The 25,724-nt window shown below is 75.0% G+C and carries 19 protein-coding genes; 11 read left to right on the plus strand and 8 right to left on the minus strand.

From position 1 onward, the window contains the following. Positions 1-44: 44 nt before the first annotated feature. On the plus strand, positions 45-740 hold the full coding sequence (locus tag ACFWIC_RS17850; protein WP_380519310.1) for an alpha/beta fold hydrolase: 696 nt from the start codon (positions 45-47) through the stop codon (positions 738-740). Positions 741-817: 77 nt separating this feature from the next. Here ACFWIC_RS17850 and ACFWIC_RS17855 read toward each other — a convergent pair whose 3' ends face one another. Continuing rightward, positions 818-2,272: a DUF2252 domain-containing protein gene (locus tag ACFWIC_RS17855; protein WP_380519312.1), complete on the minus strand. Its 1,455-nt coding sequence runs from the start codon at positions 2,270-2,272 to the stop codon at positions 818-820. 295 nt (positions 2,273-2,567) lie between these two features. Here ACFWIC_RS17855 and ACFWIC_RS17860 point away from each other — a divergent pair, with 295 nt between their 5' ends. After that, complete coding sequence (locus ACFWIC_RS17860) at positions 2,568-2,975, plus strand: DUF2809 domain-containing protein (protein ID WP_380519313.1); 408 nt, start codon at positions 2,568-2,570, stop codon at positions 2,973-2,975. A gap of 115 nt (positions 2,976-3,090) precedes the next feature. On the opposite strand, the gene ACFWIC_RS17865 is transcribed toward ACFWIC_RS17860, so the two are convergent. Beyond that, entirely contained in the window at positions 3,091-3,873 is a 783-nt protein-coding gene (locus ACFWIC_RS17865; RefSeq protein WP_329951105.1) for an SGNH/GDSL hydrolase family protein, read from the minus strand. Positions 3,874-4,388: 515 nt separating this feature from the next. On the opposite strand from ACFWIC_RS17865, the gene ddaH reads away from it, so the two are divergent. Beyond that, the gene (gene ddaH / locus ACFWIC_RS17870; RefSeq protein WP_329881819.1) at positions 4,389-5,216 is read left to right on the plus strand and encodes a dimethylargininase; all 828 of its coding nucleotides are present in this window, start codon (positions 4,389-4,391) and stop codon (positions 5,214-5,216) included. A gap of 216 nt (positions 5,217-5,432) precedes the next feature. Continuing rightward, positions 5,433-5,843 carry a PPOX class F420-dependent oxidoreductase gene (locus ACFWIC_RS17875; RefSeq protein WP_380362232.1) on the plus strand — a complete coding sequence of 137 codons (411 nt, stop codon included), beginning with the start codon at positions 5,433-5,435 and terminating at the stop codon, positions 5,841-5,843. 10 nt (positions 5,844-5,853) lie between these two features. Here ACFWIC_RS17875 and ACFWIC_RS17880 read toward each other — a convergent pair whose 3' ends face one another. The 5 genes from ACFWIC_RS17880 to ACFWIC_RS17900 all read right to left on the minus strand — a co-directional run bounded on the left by ACFWIC_RS17880 (position 5,854) and on the right by ACFWIC_RS17900 (position 10,774). Beyond that, positions 5,854-6,561, minus strand: coding sequence for a lactate utilization protein C (locus ACFWIC_RS17880; protein WP_380519315.1), 708 nt, complete (start codon positions 6,559-6,561; stop codon positions 5,854-5,856). Further along, positions 6,558-8,015, minus strand: coding sequence for a lactate utilization protein B (locus tag ACFWIC_RS17885; protein ID WP_380519316.1), 1,458 nt, complete (start codon positions 8,013-8,015; stop codon positions 6,558-6,560). Before ACFWIC_RS17885 ends, ACFWIC_RS17880 begins: the two co-directional genes overlap by 4 nt. 23 nt (positions 8,016-8,038) lie before the next feature. Continuing rightward, positions 8,039-8,785 (minus strand): (Fe-S)-binding protein, encoded by a 747-nt coding sequence (locus ACFWIC_RS17890; RefSeq protein WP_380519318.1) that lies wholly within the window; start codon positions 8,783-8,785, stop codon positions 8,039-8,041. A 206-nt stretch (positions 8,786-8,991) separates the two neighbouring features. After that, the gene (locus ACFWIC_RS17895; protein WP_380362241.1) at positions 8,992-10,206 is read right to left on the minus strand and encodes a globin domain-containing protein; all 1,215 of its coding nucleotides are present in this window, start codon (positions 10,204-10,206) and stop codon (positions 8,992-8,994) included. A gap of 124 nt (positions 10,207-10,330) precedes the next feature. Continuing rightward, complete coding sequence (locus tag ACFWIC_RS17900) at positions 10,331-10,774, minus strand: Rrf2 family transcriptional regulator (protein ID WP_329881826.1); 444 nt, start codon at positions 10,772-10,774, stop codon at positions 10,331-10,333. A gap of 378 nt (positions 10,775-11,152) precedes the next feature. On the opposite strand from ACFWIC_RS17900, the gene ACFWIC_RS17905 reads away from it, so the two are divergent. Then, entirely contained in the window at positions 11,153-12,001 is an 849-nt protein-coding gene (locus tag ACFWIC_RS17905) for an SAM-dependent methyltransferase (protein ID WP_380362985.1), read from the plus strand. 40 nt (positions 12,002-12,041) lie between these two features. On the opposite strand, the gene ACFWIC_RS17910 is transcribed toward ACFWIC_RS17905, so the two are convergent. Then, positions 12,042-12,860, minus strand: coding sequence for an SDR family NAD(P)-dependent oxidoreductase (locus tag ACFWIC_RS17910; protein WP_380519319.1), 819 nt, complete (start codon positions 12,858-12,860; stop codon positions 12,042-12,044). Between the two features lie 88 nt (positions 12,861-12,948). Here ACFWIC_RS17910 and ACFWIC_RS17915 point away from each other — a divergent pair, with 88 nt between their 5' ends. The 6 genes from ACFWIC_RS17915 to ACFWIC_RS17940 all read left to right on the plus strand — a co-directional run. Then, positions 12,949-13,908 (plus strand): helix-turn-helix transcriptional regulator, encoded by a 960-nt coding sequence (locus ACFWIC_RS17915; protein ID WP_380519321.1) that lies wholly within the window; start codon positions 12,949-12,951, stop codon positions 13,906-13,908. A 629-nt stretch (positions 13,909-14,537) separates the two neighbouring features. Beyond that, positions 14,538-15,644, plus strand: coding sequence for an ATP-grasp domain-containing protein (locus tag ACFWIC_RS17920; protein ID WP_380519322.1), 1,107 nt, complete (start codon positions 14,538-14,540; stop codon positions 15,642-15,644). 334 nt (positions 15,645-15,978) lie between these two features. Next, the gene (locus tag ACFWIC_RS17925; protein WP_380519324.1) at positions 15,979-22,416 is read left to right on the plus strand and encodes an amino acid adenylation domain-containing protein; all 6,438 of its coding nucleotides are present in this window, start codon (positions 15,979-15,981) and stop codon (positions 22,414-22,416) included. After that, a complete protein-coding gene (locus ACFWIC_RS17930) occupies positions 22,413-23,288 on the plus strand; it encodes an alpha/beta fold hydrolase (protein ID WP_329881831.1) in 876 nt (291 codons plus the stop codon). The genes ACFWIC_RS17925 and ACFWIC_RS17930 overlap by 4 nt, the downstream gene beginning before the upstream one ends. A 4-nt stretch (positions 23,289-23,292) precedes the next feature. After that, a complete protein-coding gene (locus ACFWIC_RS17935) occupies positions 23,293-24,633 on the plus strand; it encodes an MFS transporter (RefSeq protein ID WP_380519325.1) in 1,341 nt (446 codons plus the stop codon). A gap of 162 nt (positions 24,634-24,795) precedes the next feature. Next, positions 24,796-25,724, plus strand: a 929-nt coding sequence (locus tag ACFWIC_RS17940) for an AMP-binding protein (RefSeq protein WP_380519327.1), incomplete at its 3' end; no start/stop codon positions are given.

A 25,724-nucleotide genomic window follows, 5' to 3' on the forward strand; every position in this document is an offset into this window, starting at 1 on the left:
CCGCTCCGTGCCCGGGCCGGCCGGGGCGCCGTACGGTGAGCGGCATGACTGCTCATCGCACGGTCGACCTTCCCGAGCTGTCCCTCGCCTACCGGGAGAGCGGACCGGCCGACGGCCCGCCGCTGGTGCTGCTGCACGCGCTCGGCGAGCGGGCCACCGACTGGGACGACGTCCTGCCCGCCCTGGCCCCGCACCACCGCGTCTACGCGCTCGACCTGCGCGGCCACGGTGACAGCGGCCGACCCGGCCGGTACGCCGTCGAGCTGATGCGCGACGACGTGCTCGGCTTCCTGGACGCCCTCGGGCTGGAGCGGGTCGACCTGCTCGGGCACTCGATGGGCGGCGTGGTCGCCTACCTGGTCGCCCAGGAGCGGCCCGAGCGGGTCGCCCGGCTGGTGCTGGAGGACGTCCCCGCCCCCCAACCGCGCCCGGCGAGCCCCGTGCCCGACCGGCCCGCCGGTCCGATCGACTTCGACTGGGCCGTGGTGAAGGCGGTCAAGGGACGGATGGACCGGCCGGACCCGCGCTGGCTGGAGCGGATGACGGCGATCACCGCGCCCACCCTGGTGGTGGCCGGCGGCCCGGCGAGCCACGTGCCGCAGGACCGGATCGCCGAGCTGACCGGGCTGCTCCCGGACGGGAGGGTGGTCACCGTCGAGGCCGGGCACCTGGTGCACCGGACCCGGCCCGCGGAGTTCGTGGCGGCGGTCGCGCCGTTCCTGGAGCCGGCGGGGTCCTGAGGCCCCGGCCGGCCGCTCCCGCGGGTCCGGCCCGGACCGGCGGGAACGGCCGGACCGGGGCCGGGCCCCGGGGGGCGTCAGACCCCGTGCTCGGCCGGGAGCCGGCCCGCACGGATCGCCGCGACCAGCTCGGCGTGGTCCGCCTCGGTGCGGTCCGCGTACGCCACCGCGAACCCGGCGACCGCTTCGTCCAACGCCTCGTTCTTGCCGCAGTAGCCGCTGATCAGGCCGGGGTCCGCGGTGTGTGCATGGGCCCGGGCCAGCAGGGCGCCGGTGATCCGGGCGTAGTCGTCCAGCTGCGCGGGCAGCAGCGCGGCCGGGTCGACGCTGCCCTTGCGGTTGCGGAACTGCCGTACCTGGTAGGGGAGTTCGTCCACCGTGGTCCAGCCGAGCAGGGTGTCGCTGACCACCTGCATGCGCTTCTGGCCGAGCACCACCCGGCGGCCCTCGTGGACCTCCGGCGTCGTCACGGGGTAGCCCGCGCGGGCCAGGTGGGGCAGCAGCACGGACGGCCGCGCCTCCTTCACCTGGAGCACGAGCGGCTGCTCGCGGTGGTCGGTGAGCAGCACCACGTACGAACGGGTGCCGACGCTGCCGGTGCCCACCACCCGGAACGCCACGTCCTGCACCCGGTAGCGGGAGAGCAGCGGGTGCAGTTCGGCCGGGACCGTCCGCACGTACGCGCCGAGCGCGGTGGCGACGGCGGAGGCCGTGTCGTCCGGCACCTCGCTGAGCACCGGGGGCGCCGCCGTGAAGCGGTGGCCGCCGTCCTCCGCCCGCACGGTCGACCTGGCGGCGAAGCGTGCGCTGGTGTTGCCGAGCGCCTTGGCGCCGACCCTCTCCAGGACCTCGGTGAGGTCGTGCGCCTGGGCGAAGGAGACCAACTGCTCGTCGGCGACGGCGTTCCAGGCGTCCAGCGCCGGCAGCTTGGCGAGCGTGCGCATGGTCCGGCGGTACGCGCCCGCCGCGTCGAACGCGGCCCGGCGGGCGGTGGTCTCGTCCGCGCCGACCGCCCGGCCGGCCAGCACCAGGCTGGTCGCGAGCCGCTTGAGGTCCCATTCCCACGGGCCCGGGACGGTCTCGTCGAAGTCGTTGATGTCCATCACCAGGTGGCCGCGGGCGTCGCCGTACAGGCCGAAGTTGGCCGCGTGCGCGTCGCCGCACAGCTGGGCGGTTATCCCGCTGGTGGGGGTGACCGCGAGGTCGGCGGCCATCAGACCGGCCGAGCCGCGGAGGAAGGCGAACGGGGTGGCGGCCATCCGGCCCAGCCTGATCGGCACCAGATCGCTGAGGCGGCCGGCGTTGGACGCCTCGATCGCCGCCACGGCGGACGGGCGGTCGTCGGACGGGGCGAACTCGGCGTGCCGCTCGCGCGGGGTGCGGGTGCGCAGGTCCTTGCCGCGGTCGCGGGACCGGCCGTCCTGGCGCGGCGCGAAGCCCTCGACGGCGAACCGCCGCCCCCGGCCCTGCCCGGCCTCCGTCGTGTCCGCCGCCACCCCGGACCCGTTCACCGCATCGGTCAGCTGCGTCACTGTGCCCCGCCCTGTTCTGTCGTTCCCGCCCGCGACCCGCACGGACCCGGTCCCACACGGACCGGCCAGCAGGTTACCGGGCCGCAGGCGCGGCCCGCCGGGAGGGAGGGACGTCGGGCGGGGCGGCGGCGGTTCCGTACGGTCCGCGGGAGGCGGGGGCGGGGGCGCAGAAGGCGCCGCGGGGAGGCCGTGGCGACACGCCCGGCTCGCGGTCGCCGCCGCGGTCGAGTCCCCGACGTCGGCGGAGCGGCGCCGGCCGTCGGTGCCGGGTCCGGCGGCTGGTTAGGGTACCGGAATGGATGATCTTCGAGGGCGCGGCGCCGTGCGTGCGGTGGCCGTGGTGGCGGCGGTGCTGGCGGTGGCGGCCGGGCTCGGGGTGCGCGCCGCGGTCGGCGGGGAGGTCGCCAAGTACGCCGGGGACGCGCTGTACACGGTGCTGGTGTACGCGCTGGCCGTGACCGCGGCGCCGGGCCTGCGGCCGGTCGCGGCCGGGGCGTGGGCGGCCGGGCTGAGCTGGGCCGTCGAGCTGTTCCAGCTCACCGGGGTCCCGGAGGAGCTGGCCCACCGCAGTGCGCTCGCCCGGCTGGTGCTCGGCTCCACCTTCAACCCGCCCGACCTGCTCTGGTACCTGGTCGGTGCGGTCCTGGCCGCGCTCGCGCACGCGGGTGCGGGGCGGGCCGGCCCGGCCGGCCGCCGGGTCTGAGGCAGCCGCGGGCCGGGTGCCACCGCCGGTCGGGGCGCGGCGGTGGCGCGGCGGTGGCTCCGGACGGATCCGGGGGCCGGTGGTCCGGTGGTCCGGCCGAGTCTCCGACGGGGCGTCAGAGCGGCATGAGCTCCGGCCGCTTGGCCTCGACGTGGTCGCCCGAGGACTCGCCGCGCAGGCGGCGGCCGACCCAGGGGATCAGGTACTCGCGGGCCCACTGCAGGTTCTCGCGGCGCTGCTCGGCGGGGGACGCCACCGGCAGGACCGGCCAGGGCGCCTCCGGGTCCTGCGCGGTGCGCAGGCCCAGCGAGCGGGCGGCCAGCAGGGCGACCCGCTGGTGGCCCTCCGGGGAGAGGTGCAGGCGGTCCTCGCTCCAGGCCCGGCGGTCCTGGACGGCGCGGAGCGACCAGAGGTCGGCCACCTTGCAGCCGTGCCGGTCGGCGACGGCCCGCATGTGGCTGTTGTAGGTGGCGATCTTGCCGCGGAGGTGCTTCAGCAGCGGCACGCCGCGGGTGTCGAAGCCGGTGCAGATGAGTACCGTCCCTGCCGCCTCGACGAGTTGGACGACGGCGGCCTCGAACCGCTCGGCCACCTCGTCCGGGTCGCTGCCGGGTCGCAGGATGTCGTTGCCGCCGGCGCAGAAGGTCACCAGGTCGGGCCGGATGCGCCGGGCCTGCGGCACCTGCTCGGCCATGACCTGGTCGAGCAGCCGGCCGCGCACCGCGAGGTTGGCGTAGCGGAAGTCGCCCGGGGGCTGCCCGTCGGCGAGCAGCCCGGCGAGCCGGTCGGCCCAGCCGGCGAAGGCACCGCCGACGCCGGGGTCGTTCAGGCCCTCGGTGAAGCTGTCCCCGATGGCGACGTACGAACTGAGGTCAAGGGTCTCCTGGAGATTCGGCATGAAGGAGATAGTTCACTGTCTCAAGTAACCTACGCCACCGTAGGTGGCCGGTGGCGGTACGTGAGATCGGCCACGTACCGTTCGGGGAGCCCTCCGGCGGTGGGCGGGGGTGGTCCGGGAGGTCGGCGACGGGGCGGGCCGTACGACCGGGCGGGGCGTCAGGAGGTCTACGGCGGAGACCGGTTGCCGGTCTCGCGGGGCGGCGGCCCTTCCGCTTCCGCGGCCCGGTGACCGGCGGGCCGCCCGCCCTTCGGGCCGGTCGGAGTCGGGCGGGTGGGTGCGCTCCCCGTGCGCCGGGGGACGCGCCGGCGGATGCGCCGGGTGCGCGGGGGACTGCGTCGTCCGGTGTTCCCGCGCGGGTGTACGAACGGCGCCGTCCGGGCAGCGGCCCTCTGGACTGCGCGGCACGGTCCCGGCGCCCGACCGGACACCTCGCCCGGCGGCCACCGCCCCGCAGCCGTCACCGAGCACCGAGCACCCCGAACCCCTCACCCCCGGACGGCGGAGGTCGCCGCATGCCGAACCGAATCCCGGAGCGCGCCGCGAAACCGCGGCGCTACCTGATGTGCCGGCCGACGTACTTCACGGTCGACTACACGATCAACCCCTGGATGGACCCGTCCCGGCCCACCGACACCGAGCTCGCCGTCCTCCAGTGGGAGCGGCTGCGCGCGCTGTACGGGCGGCTCGGCCACACCGTCGAGCTGATCGATCCGGTGCCCGGGCTGCCCGACATGGTCTACACGGCCAACGGGGCGACCGTGCTCGGCGGCCGGGCGCTGGTCGCGACCTTCCGCCACCCCGAGCGGGCCGGCGAGTCGGACGCCCACCAGGCCTGGTTCCGGGCCGCCGGCTACCGCGAGGTGCAGCGGGCCGGGCACGTCAACGAGGGTGAGGGCGACCACCTGGTGGCCGGTCGCCGGGTGCTGGCCGGCACGGGCTTCCGCACCGACCCGGCCGCGCACGCCGAGGCCCGCGCGCTCTTCGGCGTCCAGGTGCTCAGCCTGACCCTGGTCGACCCGCGCTTCTACCACCTGGACACCGCGCTGGCCGTCCTCGACGAGGACCAGGTCATGTACTACCCGGAGGCGTTCACCCCGGACAGCCAGGCACTGCTGCGCAGCCTCTACCCGGACGCGATCCTCGCCGACCGGGCCGACGCCGAGGTGTTCGGGCTGAACGCCGTCTCCGACGGGCGCCGGGTGCTCCTGCCGGAGGCCGCCAAGGCGCTGGCCGCGCGGCTGACCGAGCAGGGGTACGAGCCGGTACCGGTCGACGTCTCCGAGCTGCTCAAGGGCGGCGGCGGCCCCAAGTGCTGCACCCTGGAGCTGCGCCCCGCGTAGGGCGGGCCCGGCCGGGCAACGCGGATCCGCCCGACCCGGCCGGGCGCCCGGCCGACCTGACCGCCCGGCCGACCTGACCGCCCGCCCCGGAGGCCCGCCCCGGAGGCCCGCCCCGGAGGCCCGTTCCGAAGGCCCGTTCCGGCCCGGCAGAACCGGCAGATCGGGCAGACCGGGAGAGCTTGACCTCAACCGCGCTTGAGCTTCTAGGGTCCAGACATGATCTTCACCGCGAGGGAACTCGCCTACCTGGCCGCCCAACCGCTGGCGCGTCTGGCGACCATCGGCCCCGACGGCCGCCCGCAGGTCCGTCCGGTGGGCTTCCGGCTCAACGACGACGGCACCATCGACATCGGCGGACCCGACATGGCCCGCAGCCGGAAGTACCTGAACGCGCAGGCCCGCCCCGAGGTCGCCGTGCTGGTGGACGACATGGCCCCGGCCGACGACCCGGTCGTTGGCGGGTGGGGGCGCGGCGTCGAGATCAGGGGGGAGGCCGAGACGCTGGCGGTGGAGGTGCCGCCGGTGGCGCCCGGCTACTTCAGCCGGGACATCATCCGCGTCCGCCCGCGCCGGGTCGTCGCCTGGAACCTGGGGGAGCGGGGGACCTTCGCGCGCGACGTCGGGTGAACCCGGCCCGTCACCGGGGCGTGGCCAGGACGACCTCCAGGGTGCGCGGACCATGCACGCCCTCCACCCGGTTCAGCTCGATGTCGCTGGTGGCGGACGGGCCGGAGATCCAGGTCTGAGGTCGGGCCGGGTCGAGTCGGGGGAGGGCGAGCGGGACGGACGCGACCACCTGGCCGGGTGCCAGGACGACGCAGACGTGGTGGTCCGGGACGAGGCTGAGCAGCCGGCGGCCCTGCCCCGGGCCGCCGTCCAGGACGAGCGTGCCGGTCTCGGCGATCGCCAGGGCGCAGCCGGTCACCACGCTGTCGACGGCGTCCAGCCGTGCGGCGGTGAGGGCTCCGCCGGGGCCGCCGTCCGGCAGCGGGCGGGCCGAGGCGGCGGCGGTCCAGCCGGGCGGCAGGCCCGGCGGGACGGCCACGGTGCGGGAGCCCCGGGCGTCGAGGAGGGCGCCGATGACCTCGGGCAGGCGGTCGACGGTGCAGCGGTGGACCAGGGCCCGGTAGTCGGCGAGGTTGTGGTGGAGCAGGTCGATCAGCGCGTCCGGATCGTCCGTGCGGACGTGGCTGCGGAGGTAGTCCCGGGGGACGGGCTCCTCCGTCGTGGCGCGGGCGCCGGGGCGGCTGTCGGGCGGGCTGCCGGGAGGGCTGCCGGGGCGGACCGCGGCGCGGATCCGGGACAGGATCGCCTCGCGCGATCCGCCCGTCGGTCGGTCGCTCATGTGCGGTTCCTCCGCCACCAGTCGCGGAACGGTTCGGGCGGGACCGCCGGCAGCTCGCGGGTGTCGGTCCAGGCGCGGCCCGGGCCCGGGAGCCGGCGCGGGTGGAACCGGCGGGTCCGGGCGGCGGCCCGTTCGGCCGCCCGGAGCAGGGCCGGTCGGTCGAGGACGTAGGTGGCGGCGGCGACGGCGGCGCGTTCCAGCCGGTGCCCGGGCCGGTCGGTGACCCGCTCGCGCAGGTGGACCAGGACCTCGGGGATGTCGATGGCCACCGGGCAGACCTCGTAGCAGGCCCCGCAGAGCGACGACGCGTACGGCAGTGAGGCGTCCAGCTCGGTGGTGACGCCGCGGAGTTGCGGGGTGAGGATGGCGCCGATCGGGCCCGGGTAGACCGAACCGTAGGCGTGCCCGCCGGCCCGCTCGTACACCGGGCAGACGTTGAGGCAGGCCGAGCAGCGGATGCAGCGCAGCGCCTGGCGGCCGGTCGGGTCGGCGAGGGCGGCCGTCCGCCCGTTGTCGAGCAGGACGAGGTGGAACACGGACGGGCCGTCCGCGCCGGCCCCGGTGGCTCCGCCGGCCCCGGCGCCCGCGTCGCCGCCCCCGGCGGTGCCGGTCCAGAACGAGGTGTACGGGTTCATCCGCTCGGCGGTGGAGGAGCGGGGCAGCAGTTGGAGGAAGATCTCCAGGTCCCGCCAGGTCGGCACCACCTTCTCGATGCCGACCACCGAGATCAGGGTGCGCGGCAGGGTGAGGCACATCCGGCCGTTGCCCTCGGACTCCACGACCACCAGGGTGCCGGTCTCGGCGACCATGAAGTTGGCTCCCGAGACGGCGACTTCGGCGCGCAGGAACTTCTCCCGGAGGTGGAGGCGGGCCGCCTCGGCGAGGTCGGCGGGTGCGTCGGAGAGTCCCTCGGGGGCGGGGCGGCCCCAGTCGGCCATCCGTGCGGCGAAGATCTCGCGGATCTCGCCGCGGTTGCGGTGGATCGCCGGGACCAGGATGTGCGAGGGCCGGTCCTCGCCCAACTGCACGATGAGCTCGGCGAGATCGGTCTCGTACGCGGTGATCCCGGCGGCGGCGAGTGCCTCGTTGAGGCCGATCTCCTGGGTGGCCATCGACTTCACCTTGACCACCTCGCGCTCACCGGTGGCCCGGACCAGTCCGGTGACGATCCGGTTGGCCTCGTCGGCGTCGGAGGCCCAGTGCACGGTGCCGCCGGCGGCGGTCACGGCCTGCTCCAACTGGACCAGGTAGCGGTCGAGATGGCGCAGGGTGTGGTCCTTGACGGCCTTGGCGGCTGCGCGCAGCTCGGTCCAGTCGGAGAGTTCGGCGACCGCGCGGGCCCGCTTCTCCCGGATGGTGCGGGTGGCGTGCCGGAGGTTGGCGCGCAGCCGCTCGTCGGCCGTGGCAGCGGCGGCGGCCTCCGGGAAGGCGGGAGCGGCCGGTACGGCGGGCATCCCGGGCATCCCCAGGAAGGTGTTCACGCCGCCCGCCAGGGCTCGGCCTCGGTGCTGGCGAGGATCTCGGCGAGGTGGAGCGGGCGCAGCGGCGCGCCCTGGCGGCGGAGGGTGCCGTCGAGGTGCAGGAGGCAGGAGTTGTCGCCGCCGCAGAGCACCTCGGCGCCGGTGGCCAGGGCGCTGCGGACCTTGTCGGCGGCCATCGCCGCCGAGACCGCAGGGTTCTTCACCGCGAACGTCCCGCCGAAGCCGCAGCACTCCTCGGCGCCCGGCAGTTCGACCAGTTCGAGCCCCCGGACGGCCCGGAGCAGCCGCCGCGGCCGCTCGCCGAGGCCGAGCAGTCTCAGTCCGTGGCAGGAGGGGTGGTAGGTCACGGTGTGCGGGAACCACGCGCCGACCTCCTCGACGCCGAGGACGTCGGTCAGGAACTCGGTCAGCTCGTACACCCGTGGTGTCAACTCCGCTACCTCGCGGACGAGTTCGCTGCCCGCCCGGGCGGCGATCCGCGGGTAGGCGTCGCGGACCGTCGCCACGCACGAGCCGGAGGGCGTCACCACGTGGTCGTAGCCGGCGAACGCCCGGGCGGTGCGCCGCACCAGCGGCTCGCAGGCCCGCCGGTAGCCGGTGTTGTACTGCGGCTGGCCGCAACAGCTCTGCCCGGGAGGGAAGTCGACGTCGACGCCGAGGCGCTCCAGCAGCCGCACGGTGGCGATCGCGGTGGACGGGTACAGCGCGTCGTTGACGCAGGTGGCGAACAGCGCGACGCGCAACGGTCCTCCCCGGGCCCTCGGTCGGCGTCCCGGTGACGGCGACGGTGGTCGGCGGCGGCCGGGGCCGCCCCGGGGCCGCCCCGGCACCGGACCGGCCGGCCCGTCGGTGATCGTACCGAGCGGGCCGGCCGGGCGGCAGGGCACCACGCCGCGGGCTGTGCCGCGGGGGCGCGGCGCCGGAGCGGGGCCGGGCGGGGCGGTCGTGCTCAGGCGTCCCGGCCGAGCCAGAGGTCCGGACCGAACACCTCGTAGTGGATGTCGGCGGCGGGGACGCCCGCCGCCAGCAGCTGCCCCCGCACCGAGCGGAGGAAGGGCAGCGGGCCGCACAGGTAGGCGGTGGTCCCGGTCGGGACCTCGACCGTCGACAGGTCGACCAGGCCGGTGCGGTCGGCGGGCCAGTCGCCGAGCGGCCGCTCGTAGAAGACGTGCGCGGTGCCGGCCGGGAGCTTGGCGGTGAGCCGGGTGAGGTCGGCGCGGAAGGCGTGCGAGAGCTGGTCGCGGTCGCCGTGGACGGTGACCACCCGGCGGGTGGAGCCGGTGGCGGCCAGGTGGGCCAGCATGGCGGTGATCGGGGTGTTGCCGATGCCGGCCGACGCGAGCAGCACCGGCCCGTCGCCGTCGGCCGGCGTGACGTCGCCGAACGGCGGCGCGACGTCGAGGACGTCCCCGGCGCGCAGGTGGTCGTGCAGGTGGTTGGAGACCTCGCCGGCGGGTGCGTCCGGGCGGTCGGCGGTGGCACGCTTGACGGTGAACCGGAGCGCGCCGTCCGGGGCTCCGGAGAGGCTGTACTGGCGGATCTGTCGTGCGCCGTCGGGCAGTTCGGCACGCACCGAGACGTACTGGCCGGGCCGGGACGCCGGCAGCGGGCGGCCGTCGGCCGGTCGGACGAGGTAGCTGGTGACGTCGTCGGTCTCCTGCTGCCGGTCGATCACGGTGTACGGGCGCCAGAGGTCGGCCGGGTCGCCCTGCTGGACGGCGACGGCCTCGGCGCGCAGCCGGTCCTCGACGGCGATCAGCCCGTTGGCCATCAGCCAGTACACCTCGTCCCAGGCGGCGGCGACCTCGGGGGTGACGGCGTCGCCGAGCACCTCGACGATGGCGGCGAACAGGTGCTCGTGGACGATCCGGTACTGGTCGTTGCTGATGCCGACCGACACGTGCTTGTGCGCGATCCGGGCCAGCAGCGCGTCCGGGCGGCCGTCGGGGTCGGCGATCAGCGCGGAGGCGAAGACGGCTATCGAGCCGGCCAGCGCCTGCCGCTGGCTGCCGTTGGCCTGGTTGCCCCGGTTGAAGAGGTCGCGCAGCAGCTCCGGGTGGGCGGCGAACATCCGGTCGTAGAAGAGCGGGGTGATGGAGCCGATCGCACCGCCCACGACGGGCAGGGTGGCTTCGACGACCTCGGCGGACTTGGCGGACAGCATCGGGTTCGCTCCAAATTGGTATGTGAGAGTCGTATTATCGGCCGCGCGGATGCGCGGACGGGTGCGGCGTGCGGAGGCGCGGGTCCGGCAGGTGCGGGCCCTGGGGCCGGGCTGGGAACGGGTGTCAGCCGGGGGGTCTGCGGGAGAGGCCGAGCAGGACCGGCCCGGTCGGGGCGGCGACCAGGTCGCCGATCGAGAGCGGGTCGAGGGTGGTGAAGAACGCCTCCTGCGCGGAGCGCAGCACTCCCCGCAGGCGGCAGGCCGCGCGCAGCGGACAGGGCGGCTCGTCCTCGCAGCCGACCACGTCACCCACCCCTTCCAGCTCGCGCAGCAGCAGTCCGAGGGAGCCGGTACGGCCCGCCGCGGTGAGGGTCAGCCCCCCGCCGCGGCCGCGTCGCGCCTCCACCACGCCGAGGTGCTGCAGCCGGCTGACCACCTTGGCGGCGTGGGTGTACGGCACGCCCACCGCCTCGGCCACCTCGCGGGTGGTCGGGTTGGCCTCCTCGTCGAGGACGGCCAGCCGCATGGCGATGCGGAGGGCGATGTCGGTGCTCTTGGTCAGCCTCACGTTCGAGAGGCTAGCGAATGCGACTGCAGGACTCCAATTTTCTGCACACGGGGTGCGGGCCGGCCCCGCTGCCCGCGCGGGCAGCGATCAGGGCAGCGATCAGGGCAGCGATCAGGGAAGTGATCCGGACGGTGGTGGGGGCGGTGCGGGTCGGGTCGGTGCGGCGCAGGGGGCCGACGTGGCCGCAGAAGCGGGCCGGAGGCCGCTCGGGGCCCCGTCCGAGGGGCCGCCCGGCGGTCCGCCCCGGGGCCCGGAACTCGCGGCCACCGCCCGCGGATTACGGTTACCATGCGCACCATGGGTCCGCCGCCCGGCTGATCGCCGGGGCCGGGCACGGGTGACACGGAAACGACAACGGGGTCGAAGGGGAGGGCGAGGATGTCGCGCGCTGACTGGGTATCGGGGGACCGGGGCGGGGAACAGACCGGGTGGACGGGCGTCGACCTGCGGATGGACGTCCCGCACTCGGCGCGGGTCTACGACTACCTCATCGGCGGCAAGACCAACTTCGAGCCCGACCGGGTCGCCGCCCACGCCTCCGTCAAGGCCTGGCCGGCCCTCCCGGTCTCGATGCGGACGACCCGCACCTTCATGGAGCGCGTCGTCCGCCACCTGGCGGAGAAGCACGGCGTGCGGCAGTTCCTGGACATCGGGACGGGCATCCCCACCTCGCCCAACGTGCACGAGATCGCCCAGGGCGTCGCGCCGGATGCGCGGGTCGTCTACGTCGACAACGACCCGATCGTGCTGACCCACGCGCGCGCCCTGATGTCCAGCACCCCGGAGGGCCGCACCGCCTACCTGGACGCCGACCTGCGCGACGTCGACTCGATCCTGGACTCGCCGCGCCTGCGCGAAGTGCTCGACCTCTCCCGGCCGGTGGCGCTCTCGCTGATCGCGATCGTGCACTTCGTGCTGGACGGGGACGACCCGCAGGGCATCGTCCGCCGGCTGATGGACCGGCTCGCCCCCGGCAGCTTCCTCGCCCTGACCGTCTTCACCGGCGACACCGACCCGGTCGGCGTCGGCGGCGTCGGTCGCGAGTACAACGCCCGGGGCATCCCGCTCCAGATCCGGGACAAGGCCGAGACCCTCGCCTTCTTCGACGGCTACGACCTGCTCGACCCCGGGGTCACGCTGGTCCACCACTGGAACCCGGACCCGGACGCCGCGCCGGTGCGGGACGCGAGCATCGCGATGTACGGGGGCGTGGCCGTCAAGCGCTGAACCGCGGCGCCGCCGGGCCGGGGGAGGCGGCGCGTTCGCCTCAGCTGTTCCGCAGGATCCGGTAGGCCGTCCCCGGGTGGACCCGCAGCAGTGCGAGCAGCGTCCGTGAGACGCCGACCGCGATCACCGGCCGGCCGCGCTCCAGCCCGCGGACGACGGCCCGGGCGGCCAGGGCCGGCGGGATCTTGCGGGCGGCGCCCTCGCGGCCGGCCGTCATCGGCGTGTCCACCAGGGGCAGCACCACCTCCTGGACCCGGAGCCACGGGGTCTCGTCCTCGGCCCGGTAGCGCAGCGACCGGAGCAGGGTGTGCACGGCGGCCTTGGTCGCGCAGTAGACCGGTGCCGACTTCTTGGGCGCGTAGGCCAGGCCCGAGGTCACCGCGACGAAGGCCGTCTCGCGGCCCGGGCCGCCGCCGCGGGCGGCGCCCCTGCGGGCGCTCCCGGAACGGCCCGGGTCCCCTGCGCTCCCGGCGCTCCCGGCGGCGGGGCCGGTGAGGTGGGGCCAGCTCGCGGCGGCCAGTTCGACCACCGAGCGCAGGTTGACCGCGAGCTCCTGCTCGGCGAGCGCCAGGACCTCGAGGTCCGGCCCCCGGGTCAGGTCGATCAGGTGCTGCACGCCCGCGTTGGCCACCACGACGTCGAGTCCGCCGAGGAACCCGGCGGCGAGGTCCACCACCCGCGTCGCCTCGCCCGCCACCGCGAGGTCGGCGGTGAACGACCCGAGGCCGGCCCCCGACCGGTCCGCCCGCCGTCCGCAGGTCACCACCCTCGCCCCGGCGGCGGTGAGGGCCCCGGTCAGGGCGAGGCCGACCCCGCTGGTGCCGCCGGTGACGAGGATGCGCTTTCCGTTCACGTTCATGGCGGCCAGCCTGGGGCCGGGTGCGGGCGCCGGCTTGTACCAGTGCGCCACCGCCGCGGGCCCCGGCAGCCGCCGGTAGCATCGCGCCGTGCCCACCGCCGTACGGGAGATGGCGCGGACCGTCCACCCGGAGCTGGCCGGCGCCGCGCTCGCCGCGCTGCTCCGGCACGGGTCCGGGCCGCTCGGGCCGGCCGGGCGGACCGTGCGTCGGCTGCTCGCCGCCGGTGCCCCGGTGCCCGAGGGCGTGCACCGGGAACTGCTGGGTGCGCTGTACGGCTGCGGACGGGAGGCGGTCTCCGACGCCGGGCGGCTGCTCTTCGAGCGGCCGCGGGATCCGCTGCTGCGCGCGCTGATGACGGGGGGCGACATGGCCGCGCTGATCGCCCGCGCCCGTCCGGTCGAGCTCTGGCTCCACGTCGGTCACCGGACCAGGACGGTGCTGCGGCCGGGAGAGCTGACGGTCAGTCACCGGCGTTACCTGGGGGGTGATCCGGTGTCCGCCGAGAGCGTCTTCGTCTGCGCGGTGCACACCGCCGCCGTGGCGGCCGTGACCGGACGCCCGGTCGAGGTGGCGCTGCTCGCCGCGGACGGCGCCGTCCTGGCACCCGACGCACCCTGGCGGCCCGGTCCGGCGCCCGCCGTCCGGGGGTGGCGGCTGCGGTGGGACGAGCGGGCCGGCCCGCCCGGTCCCGCCCGGCCCTCCACCGCCGGGGCGTCCGCCACCGGCCTGCCGGGTGCGGCACGGGAACTGATCGCGGGAGAGCCGGCGGCGGACTGGCGGCTCTCCGCCGTGGCCGCCGCACTGGGCGTCGCGCCGCGTACCCTGCAGCGTTCCTTCACCCGGGCGGGGACGACCTTCCAGGCCGAACTGGCCGCCGTCCGGCTGGACGTCGCCGGCCACCTGGTCCGCCGGACCCGGCTGCCGCTCGCCGAGATCGCGGCCGCCGCCGGCTTCACCGACCACCCGCACCTGACCCGCCGCTTCCGTGCGCACCACGGCTGCGGGCCGGCCGAGTTCCGCCGCCGGGGCGCCGGCGGGACCGAGTGACGGAAGGGGTGTGGAGAGAGCCGTGTACCCCCGAGGTGCTGTCTGCCAATAGCGGGAGAACAGTTGCGCCAGGCGGCGGCAGGGCCTTGACGGGCCGGTGTTTCACCGGAATGCTGATCGAGGCACCGAGCGGTCGAGGGTGCCCGGGGGCGGCTCTGCGGAACAACGAGCCGGGGTGCCTCGTCGAATCCTGCACAGCCCGGCGTGGATCTGCCGGGATCGGTCCACGGGGGGAGGCGGAAATGAACGGACGGTTCGGCGGTGTGCTGCGCGGCGCACCCGGACGTTGTCCCGGCCGCCTGCTCCCCGCTGCGCCGGGCGGGTGTTAGAGCCTCACACACGTATCAGCGTGCGACGCCGACTGGTCGCGCCGGAAGCCGGGGGAGCGGTGACCGGGGGCGAACGGTCGGCGCACAGGTGCGCCATCGCGCAATGGCGGGTTGTTCATGGCCAGTAGGGGGACTGTTTCAATGGCGAAACCGCGAGTTCTGGTTATTGGAGACAGCATTCGGCTTGTCCGGAAAGCCGGGCCGGCGAATGTCGACGTCGTTTATGCGCAGAAGCCTTCGCAATTCGATCCGGCGGTCGTCCCGCATTGCGATCAATTGTTGTTGGTGAATTATCAGCACGTGCCGACCGTCGTCGCTCTGGCACGGGCGCTGCACGGGGTGCGGCCCCTCACCCGCGTCGTGACGCAGACGGAGGCGGCGCAGCTGGTCGGCGGGCACCTGGTCGACCTGCTGGGGCTGCCGGGGAACGGCGCCCGCACGACGCGTCTGCTGCACGACAAGTCGGTGATGCGCGCGCTGCTCAACGAGCAGGGGATCGCGGCGGTGCCGTTCGTGGTCAATCCCACCCGCGAGGAGTTGGCGGAGTTCGTCGCGGCGCACGGTGCGGCGATGGTGAAGCCGACCAAGGGCTCGGGCAGCCTGGGGGTGCGGCCGGTCGGCTCGGTCGACGAGGTCGACGAGGTGTGGGCCTGGTGCGAGGAGTTCGGCATCGGGGACTTCCTGGTCGAGAAGCTCCTGGTGGGACCGGAGTTGAGTGTCGAGGCCTTCTCGGAGGCGGGTCGGCACACGGTCGTCGCGGTGACCGCGAAGGACACCGAGGGCGGGGTCGTCGAGCTCGGGCACGTCGTGCCGGCTTCCTTCGACGGCGAACAGCTCTCCGCCATCAGGGACCTGACGGTACGTCTGCTGGATGCGGTCGGCCTCCAGGACGGGCCCTCGCACACCGAGATGATCCTCACGGCCGAGGGGCCGCGGATCGTCGAGTCGCACTGCCGGCGGGGCGGGGACTTCATCAACGACCTCGTGCGCCTGGTGTACGGCGTGGACCTGGAGGAGGCGACGTACCGGCTGGCCGGACCGTCCGCCCCTCTGGCCGATCTGCGGCCGGCGCGGGGCGCTGCGGCGGTCCGCTTCCTCACGGCCGCGCCCGGGACGGTCGTCTCCGTGGCGGGGCTGGCCCGGGCGCGGGAGCTCGACGGTGTGGTCGTGGCCGCCGTGAGTGTCGAACCAGGTTCCGTCGTCAGTGAGTTGCGCTGGTCGGAGGACCGGTGCGGGCACGTCATCGTGCAGGCCGAGAGCGCCGAGGCGGCGGTCCGGCTGGCCCGGAAGGCGGCCGAGTGTATCGAGATCGTCACCGAGCCCGCCCCGGCGGCGGCCGAGCGACCGGCCACGCTGGACGGGCTGCTGGGCGAGTTCGACGAAGTCCTGGACCCCTTCGAGGCGTAGCCCGAGGCGCGGTCCGGGGTGTGGTTCGAGGCACGGCCGGGCGGCTCGCCGCCCGGCGGTGACGGTCGGACGCCCCCGTCGGCCTCCGCGTCCTGACTCCCGCGTCCTGCCCCGTGCCGGGGGCGCCGAGCGGCGCCCTCCGGCCGCCGCCCCGTCGCGCCCGGACCCGGGTCCGGGGCCGGCCCCCGGGGCGGTCCGGGTGCGACGGGGCGGGGTGGCCGTCGGGCCTGAAACCCGTGCGGCGTTCGGTAGTTGTTCGGCAGGCGTTCCACCGCCGGCCGACCCCGCAGTCTTGAGTTAGACAAACCAGTCCATTCGCGGCAGATGGAATGTCATGACCCTGATATCCAGCACGCAAGACGACGGTTCCCTCTCCTACACCCAGGAGAGCCTGTGGCTGTTCCACCACCTGGCTCGCCCCGACGAACCCGCGTACAACGAATCCCTGGCCTTCGAGCTGGCGGGCAAGGTCGACCCGGCCGCCGTACGCGGCGCCGTCCGGGCGGCCGTCGAGCGGCACGAGGCGCTCCGCACCCGGTTCCGCGCGGCCCCGGACGGCCTGCCGCGCGCCGAGGTCCTCGCAACGGTCCCGGACACGCTGGACTTCACCGACCTGCGGACGCTGGAGCCCGCCGAGGCCGACGCCCGCGCGGAGCACCTCCTGGCCGACCACCACCACCGGCCGTTCGACCTCGGCGCGGCTCCGCTGCTGCGCACCCTCCTGGTCGCCCTGCCCGAGGACCGGTGGCTGCTGACACTGACGGCCCATCACATCGTGGTCGACGACTGGAGTCTGCGCCTCGTCCTGGAGGAGGTCGGCGAGGACGTCCGGGCGATCACCGAGTCGGGGCACCCGGTGCGGCGCCCCGGACCGGCCGCCACGTTCCGCGACTTCGTGCGGAGCAGCAGGGCGGCCTTCGAGCGCGGCGAGTACGCCGAGCAGATCGAGGCCTGGCGGCACTCGCTGGCGCACAGCCCGGACCTGCTCGGCATGCCGCTGGATCGCCCCAGACAGGCCCGGCCGACCTTCCGCGGCAGCAGCCGTACGCTCACCGTGCCGCTCACCGAGGTCGAGCCGCTGCTGGAGGCGGGCCGGCGCGAGTGCCGGGCCACGGCCTTCCCGGTCTTCCTGGCGGCGTACGCGGCCCTGCTCAACCGGTACACCGGCCAGGACGGGTTCGCCATCGGCACCACGGTCCTGAACCGGCCGACCGAGGCGGACCTGTCGCTGGTCGGCTGCTTCGTGAACACGCTCCCGCTCGCCCTGCCCGTCGACCGGGAGGCGCCGTTCCGCGACCTCCTGGAGGCGGCCCGGGAGGCGACCGACCGGCTGCTCGACGACGGCGACGCCCCGTACCCCAAGGTGCTGGAAGCCCTCGGTGCCGAGCGGGCCGTCAACCACAACCCGGTGTTCCAGACCATGCTGACCCTGCTCGGGCCGGAGCCGGAGCTGGACCTCGGTCCCGAGACCACGGCCCGCTACCGCCCCGTGCGCCGGACCGCCGCCAAGTTCGACCTGATGCTCTACATCGCCCGGACGGACGGCGGTTACGAGTTCGAGCTGGAGTTCAACACGGACCTGTTCGACCCGGAGACCGCCGAGCGGCTGCTGGGGAACTACGCGCGGCTGCTCAGGGCGCTCGCGACCTCCGTCGACGCCCCGGTCGGCGCCCCGTCGATGCTCGGCGAGGACGAGGAGCGCCTGATCCTCGACACCTGGAACGACACCGCGAAGGCGTACCCGCCGGGCACGGTCGTCGACGTGATCGAGGAGCAGGTCCGCCGCACCCCGGACGCCGTCGCGGTCGAGTACGGCGACCGGCTGCTCACCTACGACCTGCTGAACCGCAGGGCCAACCAGGTGGCGCGGGCGCTGCGCGCCGGGCTCGGCGACGCGCCGGGCGGCGTGTCGCGCGGCCCGTTCGTCGGCGTCTACATGGAGCGCTCCGTCGAGATGGTCGTCGCGCTGCTCGCGATCGTCAAGGCGGGTTGCGCGTACGTGCCGATCGACCCCGACTACCCGGCCGCCCGGATCGAGTTCATGATCCAGGACGCCGGCCTCCCGCTGATCCTCACCCAGGAGCGGCACCGTGCCGCGCTCGAAGCGACGGGCACCGGCGGCGCCGCCCTGCTGGTCCTGCCGGACCCCGCCCTGGACACCGAGGACGACGCGGACCCCGTCCGCGCGCTCCGTCCCGACTCGCCCGTCTACATGATCTACACCTCCGGGTCCACCGGGCAGCCCAAGGGCGTGATCAACCGGCACGACTCGCTGGCCAACCGGCTCCACTGGATGCAGGACGCTTTCGCCCTGACCGGCGAGGACAAGGTCCTGCAGAAGACGCCCTACAGCTTCGACGTGTCCGTCTGGGAGTTCTTCTGGCCGCTCATGGTGGGCGCGGCCGTCGTCGTCGCCGAACCCGGCGGGCACCGGGACCCGGAGTACCTGAAGCGCGTCATCCGCGACCACCGGGTCACCACCGTCCACTTCGTCCCCTCGATGCTCAACGTCTTCCTGGAGGCGGAGGAGCTGACGGAGCACTGCAACTCCCTGCGGCGGGTGGTGTGCAGCGGCGAGGCGCTGCCGCGCAGGACGCTGGAGGTGTTCGCCGGGGCGCTGGACTGCGAACTGCACAACCTCTACGGGCCGACCGAGGCCGCCATCGACGTGTCGCACTGGGCGTGCACCCTCGACTACCCCGGCCAGGTGGTGCCCATCGGCACACCGATCGCGAACGTCCGGCTGTACGTCACGGACCGCCACCAGGTGCTGCAACCGGTCGGCGTGCCGGGCGAGTTGTGCATCGGCGGCGTGGCCGTCGCGGCCGGCTACCACCGCCGGGACGAGCTGTCGGCGAAGGTGTTCCTCGACGACCCGTACGGCACGGAGCCCGGGGCCCGGCTGTACCGGACCGGGGACCTCGCCCGCTTCCTGCCGGACGGCCGGATCCAGTACCTGGGGCGCATCGACAACCAGGTCAAGCTGCGCGGACTCCGCGTCGAGCCGGACGAGGTCGCGGCGGTGCTGCGCGAGCTGCCGGGCGTGCAGGACGCCGCCGTCGTCGTGCACACCACCGGCGCCGCCCAGGCGCTGGCCGCGTACGTGGTGCCCACGGGCGACGGGCTCGACGCGGAGGACCTGCGGTCCCGGCTGCGCGGCCGGCTGCCGGAGTTCCTCGTCCCGCAGTACCTGGTGGCCGTGCCGGACCTGCCCACCACTCCGAACGGCAAGCTGGACCGGCGCGCGCTGCCCGACCCCGTCGCCGCCGGCGCGTCGGCCCGGAGCGCCGCCGCGCTCGCCGGACCTCGTCAGCACGAGGTGGCCCGGGTCTGGCGCGAGGTGCTCGGCGTCGGCGAGGTCGGCGCCGACGACCGGTTCTTCGCGCTCGGCGGCGACTCCATCCTCGCGCTGCGGGTCGCGGCCCGGCTGCGCGAGGCCGGTTACGCCGTGGAACTGCGCGACGTGATCGCCCTGCCCACGGTGGCCGAACTGGCCGCCGCGCTGGAGGAGCGGGACCCGCAGGAGCCGGCCGCCGCGGCGGACCCGGGGCCCTTCGGGCTCGTCGGCCCGGCCGACCGGGCCCTGCTGCCGGCGGACGCCCTCGACGCGTGGCCCCTCACCAGGCTCCAGTCGGGGATGATCTACCACTCGCTGCTGGACGAGGACTCGCCGGTCTACCACGACATCTTCGACTACGAGTTCTCCGGTGAGGCCCGCTCCGGTGAGGCCAGCTCCGGCGAGGCCCGCTCCGGCGGGGCCGAACCGGATGAGGCCGACGCGGAGGTCCGCGCCGGGCAGGTCCGGCAGGCGATCGCCGCGACGGTGGCCCGCCACCCCCAACTGCGCTCCTGCTTCGACCTGGAGCGGTACGGCGAGCCGCTGCAGATCGTCCTGCCGCGGGCCGACGCCGCCGTGGAGGTCGTGGACCTCACCGGACTGGACCGCGGCGGACAGGACCGGGCGATCGCGCAGTGGGTCGAGCAGGAGAAGCTCCGCCCCTTCGACCTGGCGGCCCCGCCGGTCCGGTTCCGCGTCCACCTGCGGGACGCGACACGGTTCAACCTCGGCGTCTCGTTCCACCACCTGATCCTCGACGGCTGGAGCGTGGCCCTCGTGGTGGCCGGGATCCGCGAGCGCTACGCGGAGTTGCTCGCCGGGCGGGAGCCGGCGGAACCGGCCGCGGAACCCGGGTTCGGCGGCTACGTCGCGCTGGAGCGGGCGAGCGCCACGAGCGCTGCGGAGCAGGAGGCCTGGCGGCGCCTGCTCGCCGGGTTCCCCGCCACGCTCCCGGCCGGTCCGCAGCCCGACGGCTCGGTCGAGACGGCGACCCTGGAACGGGACGTCCCGGCGGAACTCGCCGAGCGGCTGCGGCGGAGTGCGGCCGGGCTCGGTGCGCCGCTGAAGTCGGTCTACCTGGCGGCGCACTGCGCGGCACTGGCCGACCTCACCGGCACCGCCCGCCTGATCACCGCCCTGGTCGGCCACGGCCGGCCCGAAGTCCCGGGCGGCACCGAGATGGTGGGCCTGTTCCTGAACACGGTGCCGCTCCCCGTGGAGGTGCCGGAGACGCCCGGGCCCGATCTGGTCGCCGCGGTCTTCGCCGCGGAGCGGGCGGTTCTCCCGCACCGGCGGTTCCCGCTCGCCGAGATCGAACGCCTGCGCGGCGGGCCGCAGTTCGACGTCGTGTTCAACTACACGGACTTCCACGCCTACACCGGTCCGGCGGACGGCGTCCGGATCGACGGCGCCCGGTACTTCGAACTGACCAGCTTCCCGATGGTCGTCCACGTCCACAAGGACCAGTTCGACGGTGTGATGCGGCTGGCGGTCTGCCACGACCCCGGCCGGATCAAGTCCTCCGCCGTCGAGCGGTTCCTGGACGGCCTGCTGGAGGCGCTGGAGTCGCTCGCGGCCCCGGACGCGCCGGGACAGGTCGCCGCCCCGGACACCGGGGAGCCGCTGACGCTCCCGGGCGCCCGGGCGCCGGAGGCCGCACCGGCGGCGCCGCACACGGCGGCGGACGACCGTCCTGCCGGGGCGGAGACGGCGATCGCCGGGATCATCGCCACCGCGCTGGGCGTCGACGCCCTGGCCGTGGACGCCAACTACCTCGACGCGGGCGTCGACTCCATCACGTCGATCCGGATCCTCGCCAAGATCCGCAAGCTGTTCCCGGCGGCCGTCATGCGCGACGTCATCGAGCTGCGCACCGCCCGCGCCCTGGCCCACCGGCTGGAGAGCCGTGACCGGGACGCCGTGCAGGACGAACCCGTCCCGGCGGGTGAGGGCCTTCCGGCACCGACGGCCGATCTGCCGGACGGCGTCGTCGACGCCTACCCGGCCACCGCCATGCAGCTCCAGATGATCGGGGCCACCCGGCGGGACCCGGCCCAGTCGGCCTACCACGACGTGTTCGCCTACACCGTCCGGCTGCCGCTGGACGAGCAGGCCCTGCGGGAGGCGCTGCGGCGGGCGACCGCATCCACCGCGACCCTGCGGACGGCGTTCCTGCTGGACGCCCGGCCGGTGCCGCTGCAGCACGTCCACGCCGCGGTCGAACCCGACCTCGTGGTCGACGCCACCGGGCGGCCCGGTGCCGCCGACGAGTGGTTCGAGCGCGAGCGCGGCTCCGGCTTCACCTGGGACCGGCCCGGTCTGATCCGGTTCGCCGCCCACCGGACCGGAGCGGAGGGCTTCGTCCTCTCGTTCGGCTTCCACCACGCGGTGATCGACGGCTGGAGCCTCTCGCTGCTCGTCCGGGACCTGCTCACCTCGTACGCGGCGAGCCTGTCCGGGGACGGGCCCTCCGGGGAGAGCCCGTCCGGGCCGGCGCCGCAGTCGCCGGTGCCGCCCGCTCCCGCCTACCGCGACTACGTCAGGGCGGAGGTCGCGGCCCGCGACTCGCAGCAGTCCCGCGCCTTCTGGCGCGAGGTCCTGCGCGACCACCCCGGGACGCCGCTGCCCCGCTTCGCACCCGACGGCACCGGCAGCCGCTGGACGGAGACGACCCTCACCGTGCCCGCCGGGCAGGAGGCCGCGCTGCGCGAGGTCGCCCGGCAGGCGGGCTGCCCGCCCAAGTACCTGATGCTCGCCGCCCACCTGCGCGTCCTCGCGCTGATCAGCGGTCGGCAGGACGTGGTGACCGGCGTCTTCACCCACGGCCGGCCGGAGGCGGAGGGTGCCGAGCGGATGACCGGCATGTTCCTCAACTTCCAGCCGCACCGGGCCCGGCTGGACGACCGGACCTGGAACGAGCTCGTCGAGGCGGTGTTCCGGGCGGAGGCGCGCGCCCTGCCGCACCGCCGCTACCCGACCGCGGCCGTCGCCCGCGACGTCTCCCACGACCGCGCGGCCGGCCCCGCGGCCGATGTCGCCGCCGGCGCCGACGCCGGGCTCGACGCCCTCGGACGCGTCGCGCTCTTCCCCGCGCTGTTCAACTACACGGAGTTCCCGGCCTACGCCGAGGCCGCCGACGGCGGCGCCGTCATCACGGACGTCCGCTGGTTCGAGCACACCGACGTCCCCTTCCTGGTGAACGTCGGCCGCGACATCGGCCAGTCCCGCCTGGAACTGACCGTCAACGCGGACGGCCGCCTGCTCCCACAGGCGGTGACCGAGGCCGTCGCCAGGCTCAACGTGGCCGTCCTGACCCAGATCACCACCGACCCCACCGGCCGCGTCCTCGACACGACCGACGAGATCCGCGCGATCGGAGCCGAACTCCGGGCGCGACAGCTGCCGACCGACGGAGAGGACACCCAGAACCGATGACCACCACCCGTACCCCCGAGACCGAGCAGGTCCTGACCTTCGAGCAGCCGGACGGCTACCGGACCCACTACCGGGTCTGGGGCCCCGCGCAGGCCGACGACGTCGTCGTCATGCTGCACGGCGGCATGAGCCACTCGGGCTGGCAGGCGCCGCTCGGCACCCGCCTCGGGCAGCTGCCCGGGACGGCCTTCGTCGCCGTCGACTTCCGCGGCTCCGGGCTCAACGACGGCCGCGGGCACATCCCCGCCGGTCAGCTCGCCGTCGACGACATCGCCCACCTGCTGCGCCACCTGAAGGACTCCTACGGCCGGATCCACCTGGCCGGCTGGTGCTTCGGTGCCCAGATCGCCACCGTGGTCGCGACCGGCCTCGCCGGCCAGGAGGTGATCAGCAGCCTGATCATGACCTCGCCCGGCTTCTTCTTCAACGACCGCTACAACGACGTCCTCGACCGCTCCATCGACGCCGCCCTGATCGCGGCGGAGGAGCTCGGACTGACCCCCGAGCCGGACCGCGCCTTCATCCAGATCCCGCTGCGCACCCCGGACTTCACCGACCGCCCGGAGTGGCACGCGTTCATCGACGCCGACGAGCTGCGGCTGCTGCGGATCACCGTGGGCACCATCGACGCCTGGGAGGAGATCGCCGTCCGCTCGGAGAAGGACTTCGCGGGGATCGGTCCGCTCCCGCTGCTGGCCGTGTTCGGCACCCGCGACAAGCTGGTGGACAACGCCCGCGTCCGCGCGTTCCTCGCCACCCACCCGGACCTGCGGGTGCACGAGCTCGACACCGGCCACGCGCTCCAGTTCGAGGAGCCGGACGCCCTGGCCGCGCTGCTCGGGGACTTCATCGGTCACCCGGTGGCGGGCTGATCCCGTGACGGCCGGACCCGAACCCGACATCGACGTGCCCGCGGACCGCGTTCCGGTCGGCGTGCCCGTGGACCGCGCCCCCGACGGCGCACATGACGCCGAACCCGACGGCGCACGCAGCGGTGCGCCCGGGGGCGGCGCACCCTCGGGCGTCAACCGCTACCGCCTGGCGCTGACCACCCCCGGTGCGCTCCGCTTCGTGATCCCCGGGCTCCTCGCCCGGTTCCCGATCGGCATGACGGGCATCAGCATCCTGCTCTTCATCCGTTCCGTCGGGTACGAGTTCGGGACCGCCGGGGCGCTGTCCGCCACCTCCGCCGTGGGCTTCGCGGTGGCCGCGCCCCAACTGGCGCGGCTGGCGGACCGGATCGGCCAGCGCCGGATCCTGCTGGCCTGCGCCGCCGTCGGCGCGGTCGACGGCGCCCTGTTCGTCCTCTCCGCGCTGCGCGGGGCCCCGCTGTGGACGCTGTTCCCCGCCGCGGCGGTGATGGGCGCCGCGACGCCCGCGATCGGCTCGATGGTGCGGGCGCGGTGGAGCGGGCTGCTCTCGGGGTCGCCGATCATGTCGACCGCGTTCGCGCTCGAATCGGTCGTCGATGAAGTGATCTTCATCTTCGGGCCGATCGTCGCCACCTTCCTGGCGACCGGGGTCGACCCGGCCGCCGGGATCGTCTGCTCGCTGGTGCTGGTGTGCGGCGGGAGCGTCCTGCTCGCGCTGGGCACCGCCACCGAACCCCCGAGGTCGACCGGGCCCAGGCCGGCCGGCAGCGCCCTGTTTCTCGGGCCGGTCGCCGTGATCGCCGGGGTCAACCTCTGCTTCGGCGCCATGTGGGGCTCGATCGACATGGCCACCGTCGCCTTCACCACCGAGCTGCACCGCGAGGGGCTGGCCGGCCTGCTGCTGGCCGCCTACGGGATCGGCAGTTCGGTGGCGGGCGTGGCCTACGGGGCCCGCGAGTGGAACCTGTCGACCACCCGCATCCTGCTGGGCGCGACGGCCCTGATGGCGCTCGGCATCGCGCCGATGCTCCTGGTGAACGACGTCGTCGTCGCCGTCCTGGTGCTCTCCCTGGCCGGCGCGTCCTCGGCGCCGGCCATGGTCGCCGGGATGCTGCTCGTCCAGGACGGGGTCCCGGCCTCCCGCCGGACCGAGGCGATGGCCTGGCAGGCCACCGCGATCTGGCTCGGGGTGGCCGCCGGCTCCGCGGTCAGCGGGCGCCTGGCCGACACCACCGGATCGCACGCGGCCTACGGCTGCGCGCTGGCGTTCGGGGGCGTCGCGTTCGCGGTCGCCGCGGCGGGCCGGCAGCGGGTCGCCGTGAAGCCGCTCCCGGAGCCGGCGTGACCGCCCGCCGGCACGTCACCCCGGGGACCGGGGTGCGGGGAGTGGCGCCGGTCCTCGTCCGCGCCTTCCGGTCGTTCCCGCCAGTTCCCGTCCTTCCCGTTCTTCCCGTCCTTCCTGCCCTTTCCACCCGAGGTGGACCGATGACCGACACGAGGTGGACCGATGACTGACACCGCCACCCGGCCCGCGGTGGCCGCGCAGGCCTGGCTGCCGGACCTGATCGAGGCCCGGGCCGCCGAGGCCGCCGCCGCGGCCCGCCCGGCCGTCGCGCTGCGCACCGAGCACGGCGAGGTGGGCTACGCCGAACTCCGGGAACGCGCCGAGCGGACCGCCCGGGACCTCGCCGCCCTCGGGGTCGGTGCCGGCGACATCGTCGGCATCCGGCTGCCCGCCGGCCCCGAGCTGGTCGTCGCGATGCTCGGCGGCTGGTTGGCCGGTGCGGCGTTCCTGCCGATCGACGCGGCCGCCCCGGACGAGTACTGCGCCCGGCTGCTGCGCGACTCCGGCGCGGCGGCGCTCTTCGACCGCTCCGGCGGGCCGGTCGCTCTGGCCGGCGCCCGGCCCGGCGCCGCGGCGGAGCCCGCCGGGGCCGCGGGCGACCGGCCCGCGTACGTGATCTACACCTCCGGCTCCACCGGCACTCCCAAGGGCGTGCTGGTCGGTCACCGGGCGCTGGCCGGTCACACCGCGGCCGTCGTCGACCTGCTCGGCCTGGGCCCCGAGGACGTCGTGCTGCAGTTCGCCAGCGCGGGCTTCGACGTGGCCCAGGAGGAGATCTGGCCCACCCTCGCGGCCGGCGGCACCCTCGCCTTCCGGTCCGGCGGCACGCCCGACGCGGCCCGGCTGGCCGACCGGGTCCGCGCCCTCGGCGTGACGGTCCTCCAACTGCCCACCGCCTACTGGCGGCTGCTGTGCGCCGAGGCCGAGGGCGCCGACCTGGCCGGCTTCGCCGGCGTCCGTACGGTGGTCGTCGGCGGGGAGAGCGCCACCCCCCACGACCTCCGCGGCCACCCGCTGTCAATTAAAAACAACAGACGCAGCCCACGAAAGTATAAGTGTAGATATAGGGGGTGGGCGGGGGATGTAGACGC

This window comes from Kitasatospora sp. NPDC127035, from assembly GCF_042726075.1.
Lineage (GTDB): Bacteria > Actinomycetota > Actinomycetes > Streptomycetales > Streptomycetaceae > Kitasatospora.

Excerpts from the sequence above, each read along its gene's own strand:
- ACFWIC_RS17850 (WP_380519310.1), top strand. The coding sequence starts at position 45 with ATGACTGCTCATCGCACGGTCGACCTTCCCGAGCTGTCCCTCGCCTAC.
- ACFWIC_RS17860 (WP_380519313.1), top strand. The coding sequence starts at position 2,568 with ATGGATGATCTTCGAGGGCGCGGCGCCGTGCGTGCGGTGGCCGTGGTG.
- ACFWIC_RS17865 (WP_329951105.1), bottom strand. The coding sequence starts at position 3,873 with ATGCCGAATCTCCAGGAGACCCTTGACCTCAGTTCGTACGTCGCCATC.
- ddaH (WP_329881819.1), top strand. The coding sequence starts at position 4,389 with ATGCCGAACCGAATCCCGGAGCGCGCCGCGAAACCGCGGCGCTACCTG.
- ACFWIC_RS17875 (WP_380362232.1), top strand. The coding sequence starts at position 5,433 with ATGATCTTCACCGCGAGGGAACTCGCCTACCTGGCCGCCCAACCGCTG.
- ACFWIC_RS17880 (WP_380519315.1), bottom strand. The coding sequence starts at position 6,561 with ATGAGCGACCGACCGACGGGCGGATCGCGCGAGGCGATCCTGTCCCGG.
- ACFWIC_RS17885 (WP_380519316.1), bottom strand. The coding sequence starts at position 8,015 with ATGCCCGCCGTACCGGCCGCTCCCGCCTTCCCGGAGGCCGCCGCCGCT.
- ACFWIC_RS17895 (WP_380362241.1), bottom strand. The coding sequence starts at position 10,206 with ATGCTGTCCGCCAAGTCCGCCGAGGTCGTCGAAGCCACCCTGCCCGTC.
- ACFWIC_RS17905 (WP_380362985.1), top strand. The coding sequence starts at position 11,153 with ATGTCGCGCGCTGACTGGGTATCGGGGGACCGGGGCGGGGAACAGACC.
- ACFWIC_RS17910 (WP_380519319.1), bottom strand. The coding sequence starts at position 12,860 with ATGAACGTGAACGGAAAGCGCATCCTCGTCACCGGCGGCACCAGCGGG.
- ACFWIC_RS17925 (WP_380519324.1), top strand. The coding sequence starts at position 15,979 with ATGACCCTGATATCCAGCACGCAAGACGACGGTTCCCTCTCCTACACC.
- ACFWIC_RS17930 (WP_329881831.1), top strand. The coding sequence starts at position 22,413 with ATGACCACCACCCGTACCCCCGAGACCGAGCAGGTCCTGACCTTCGAG.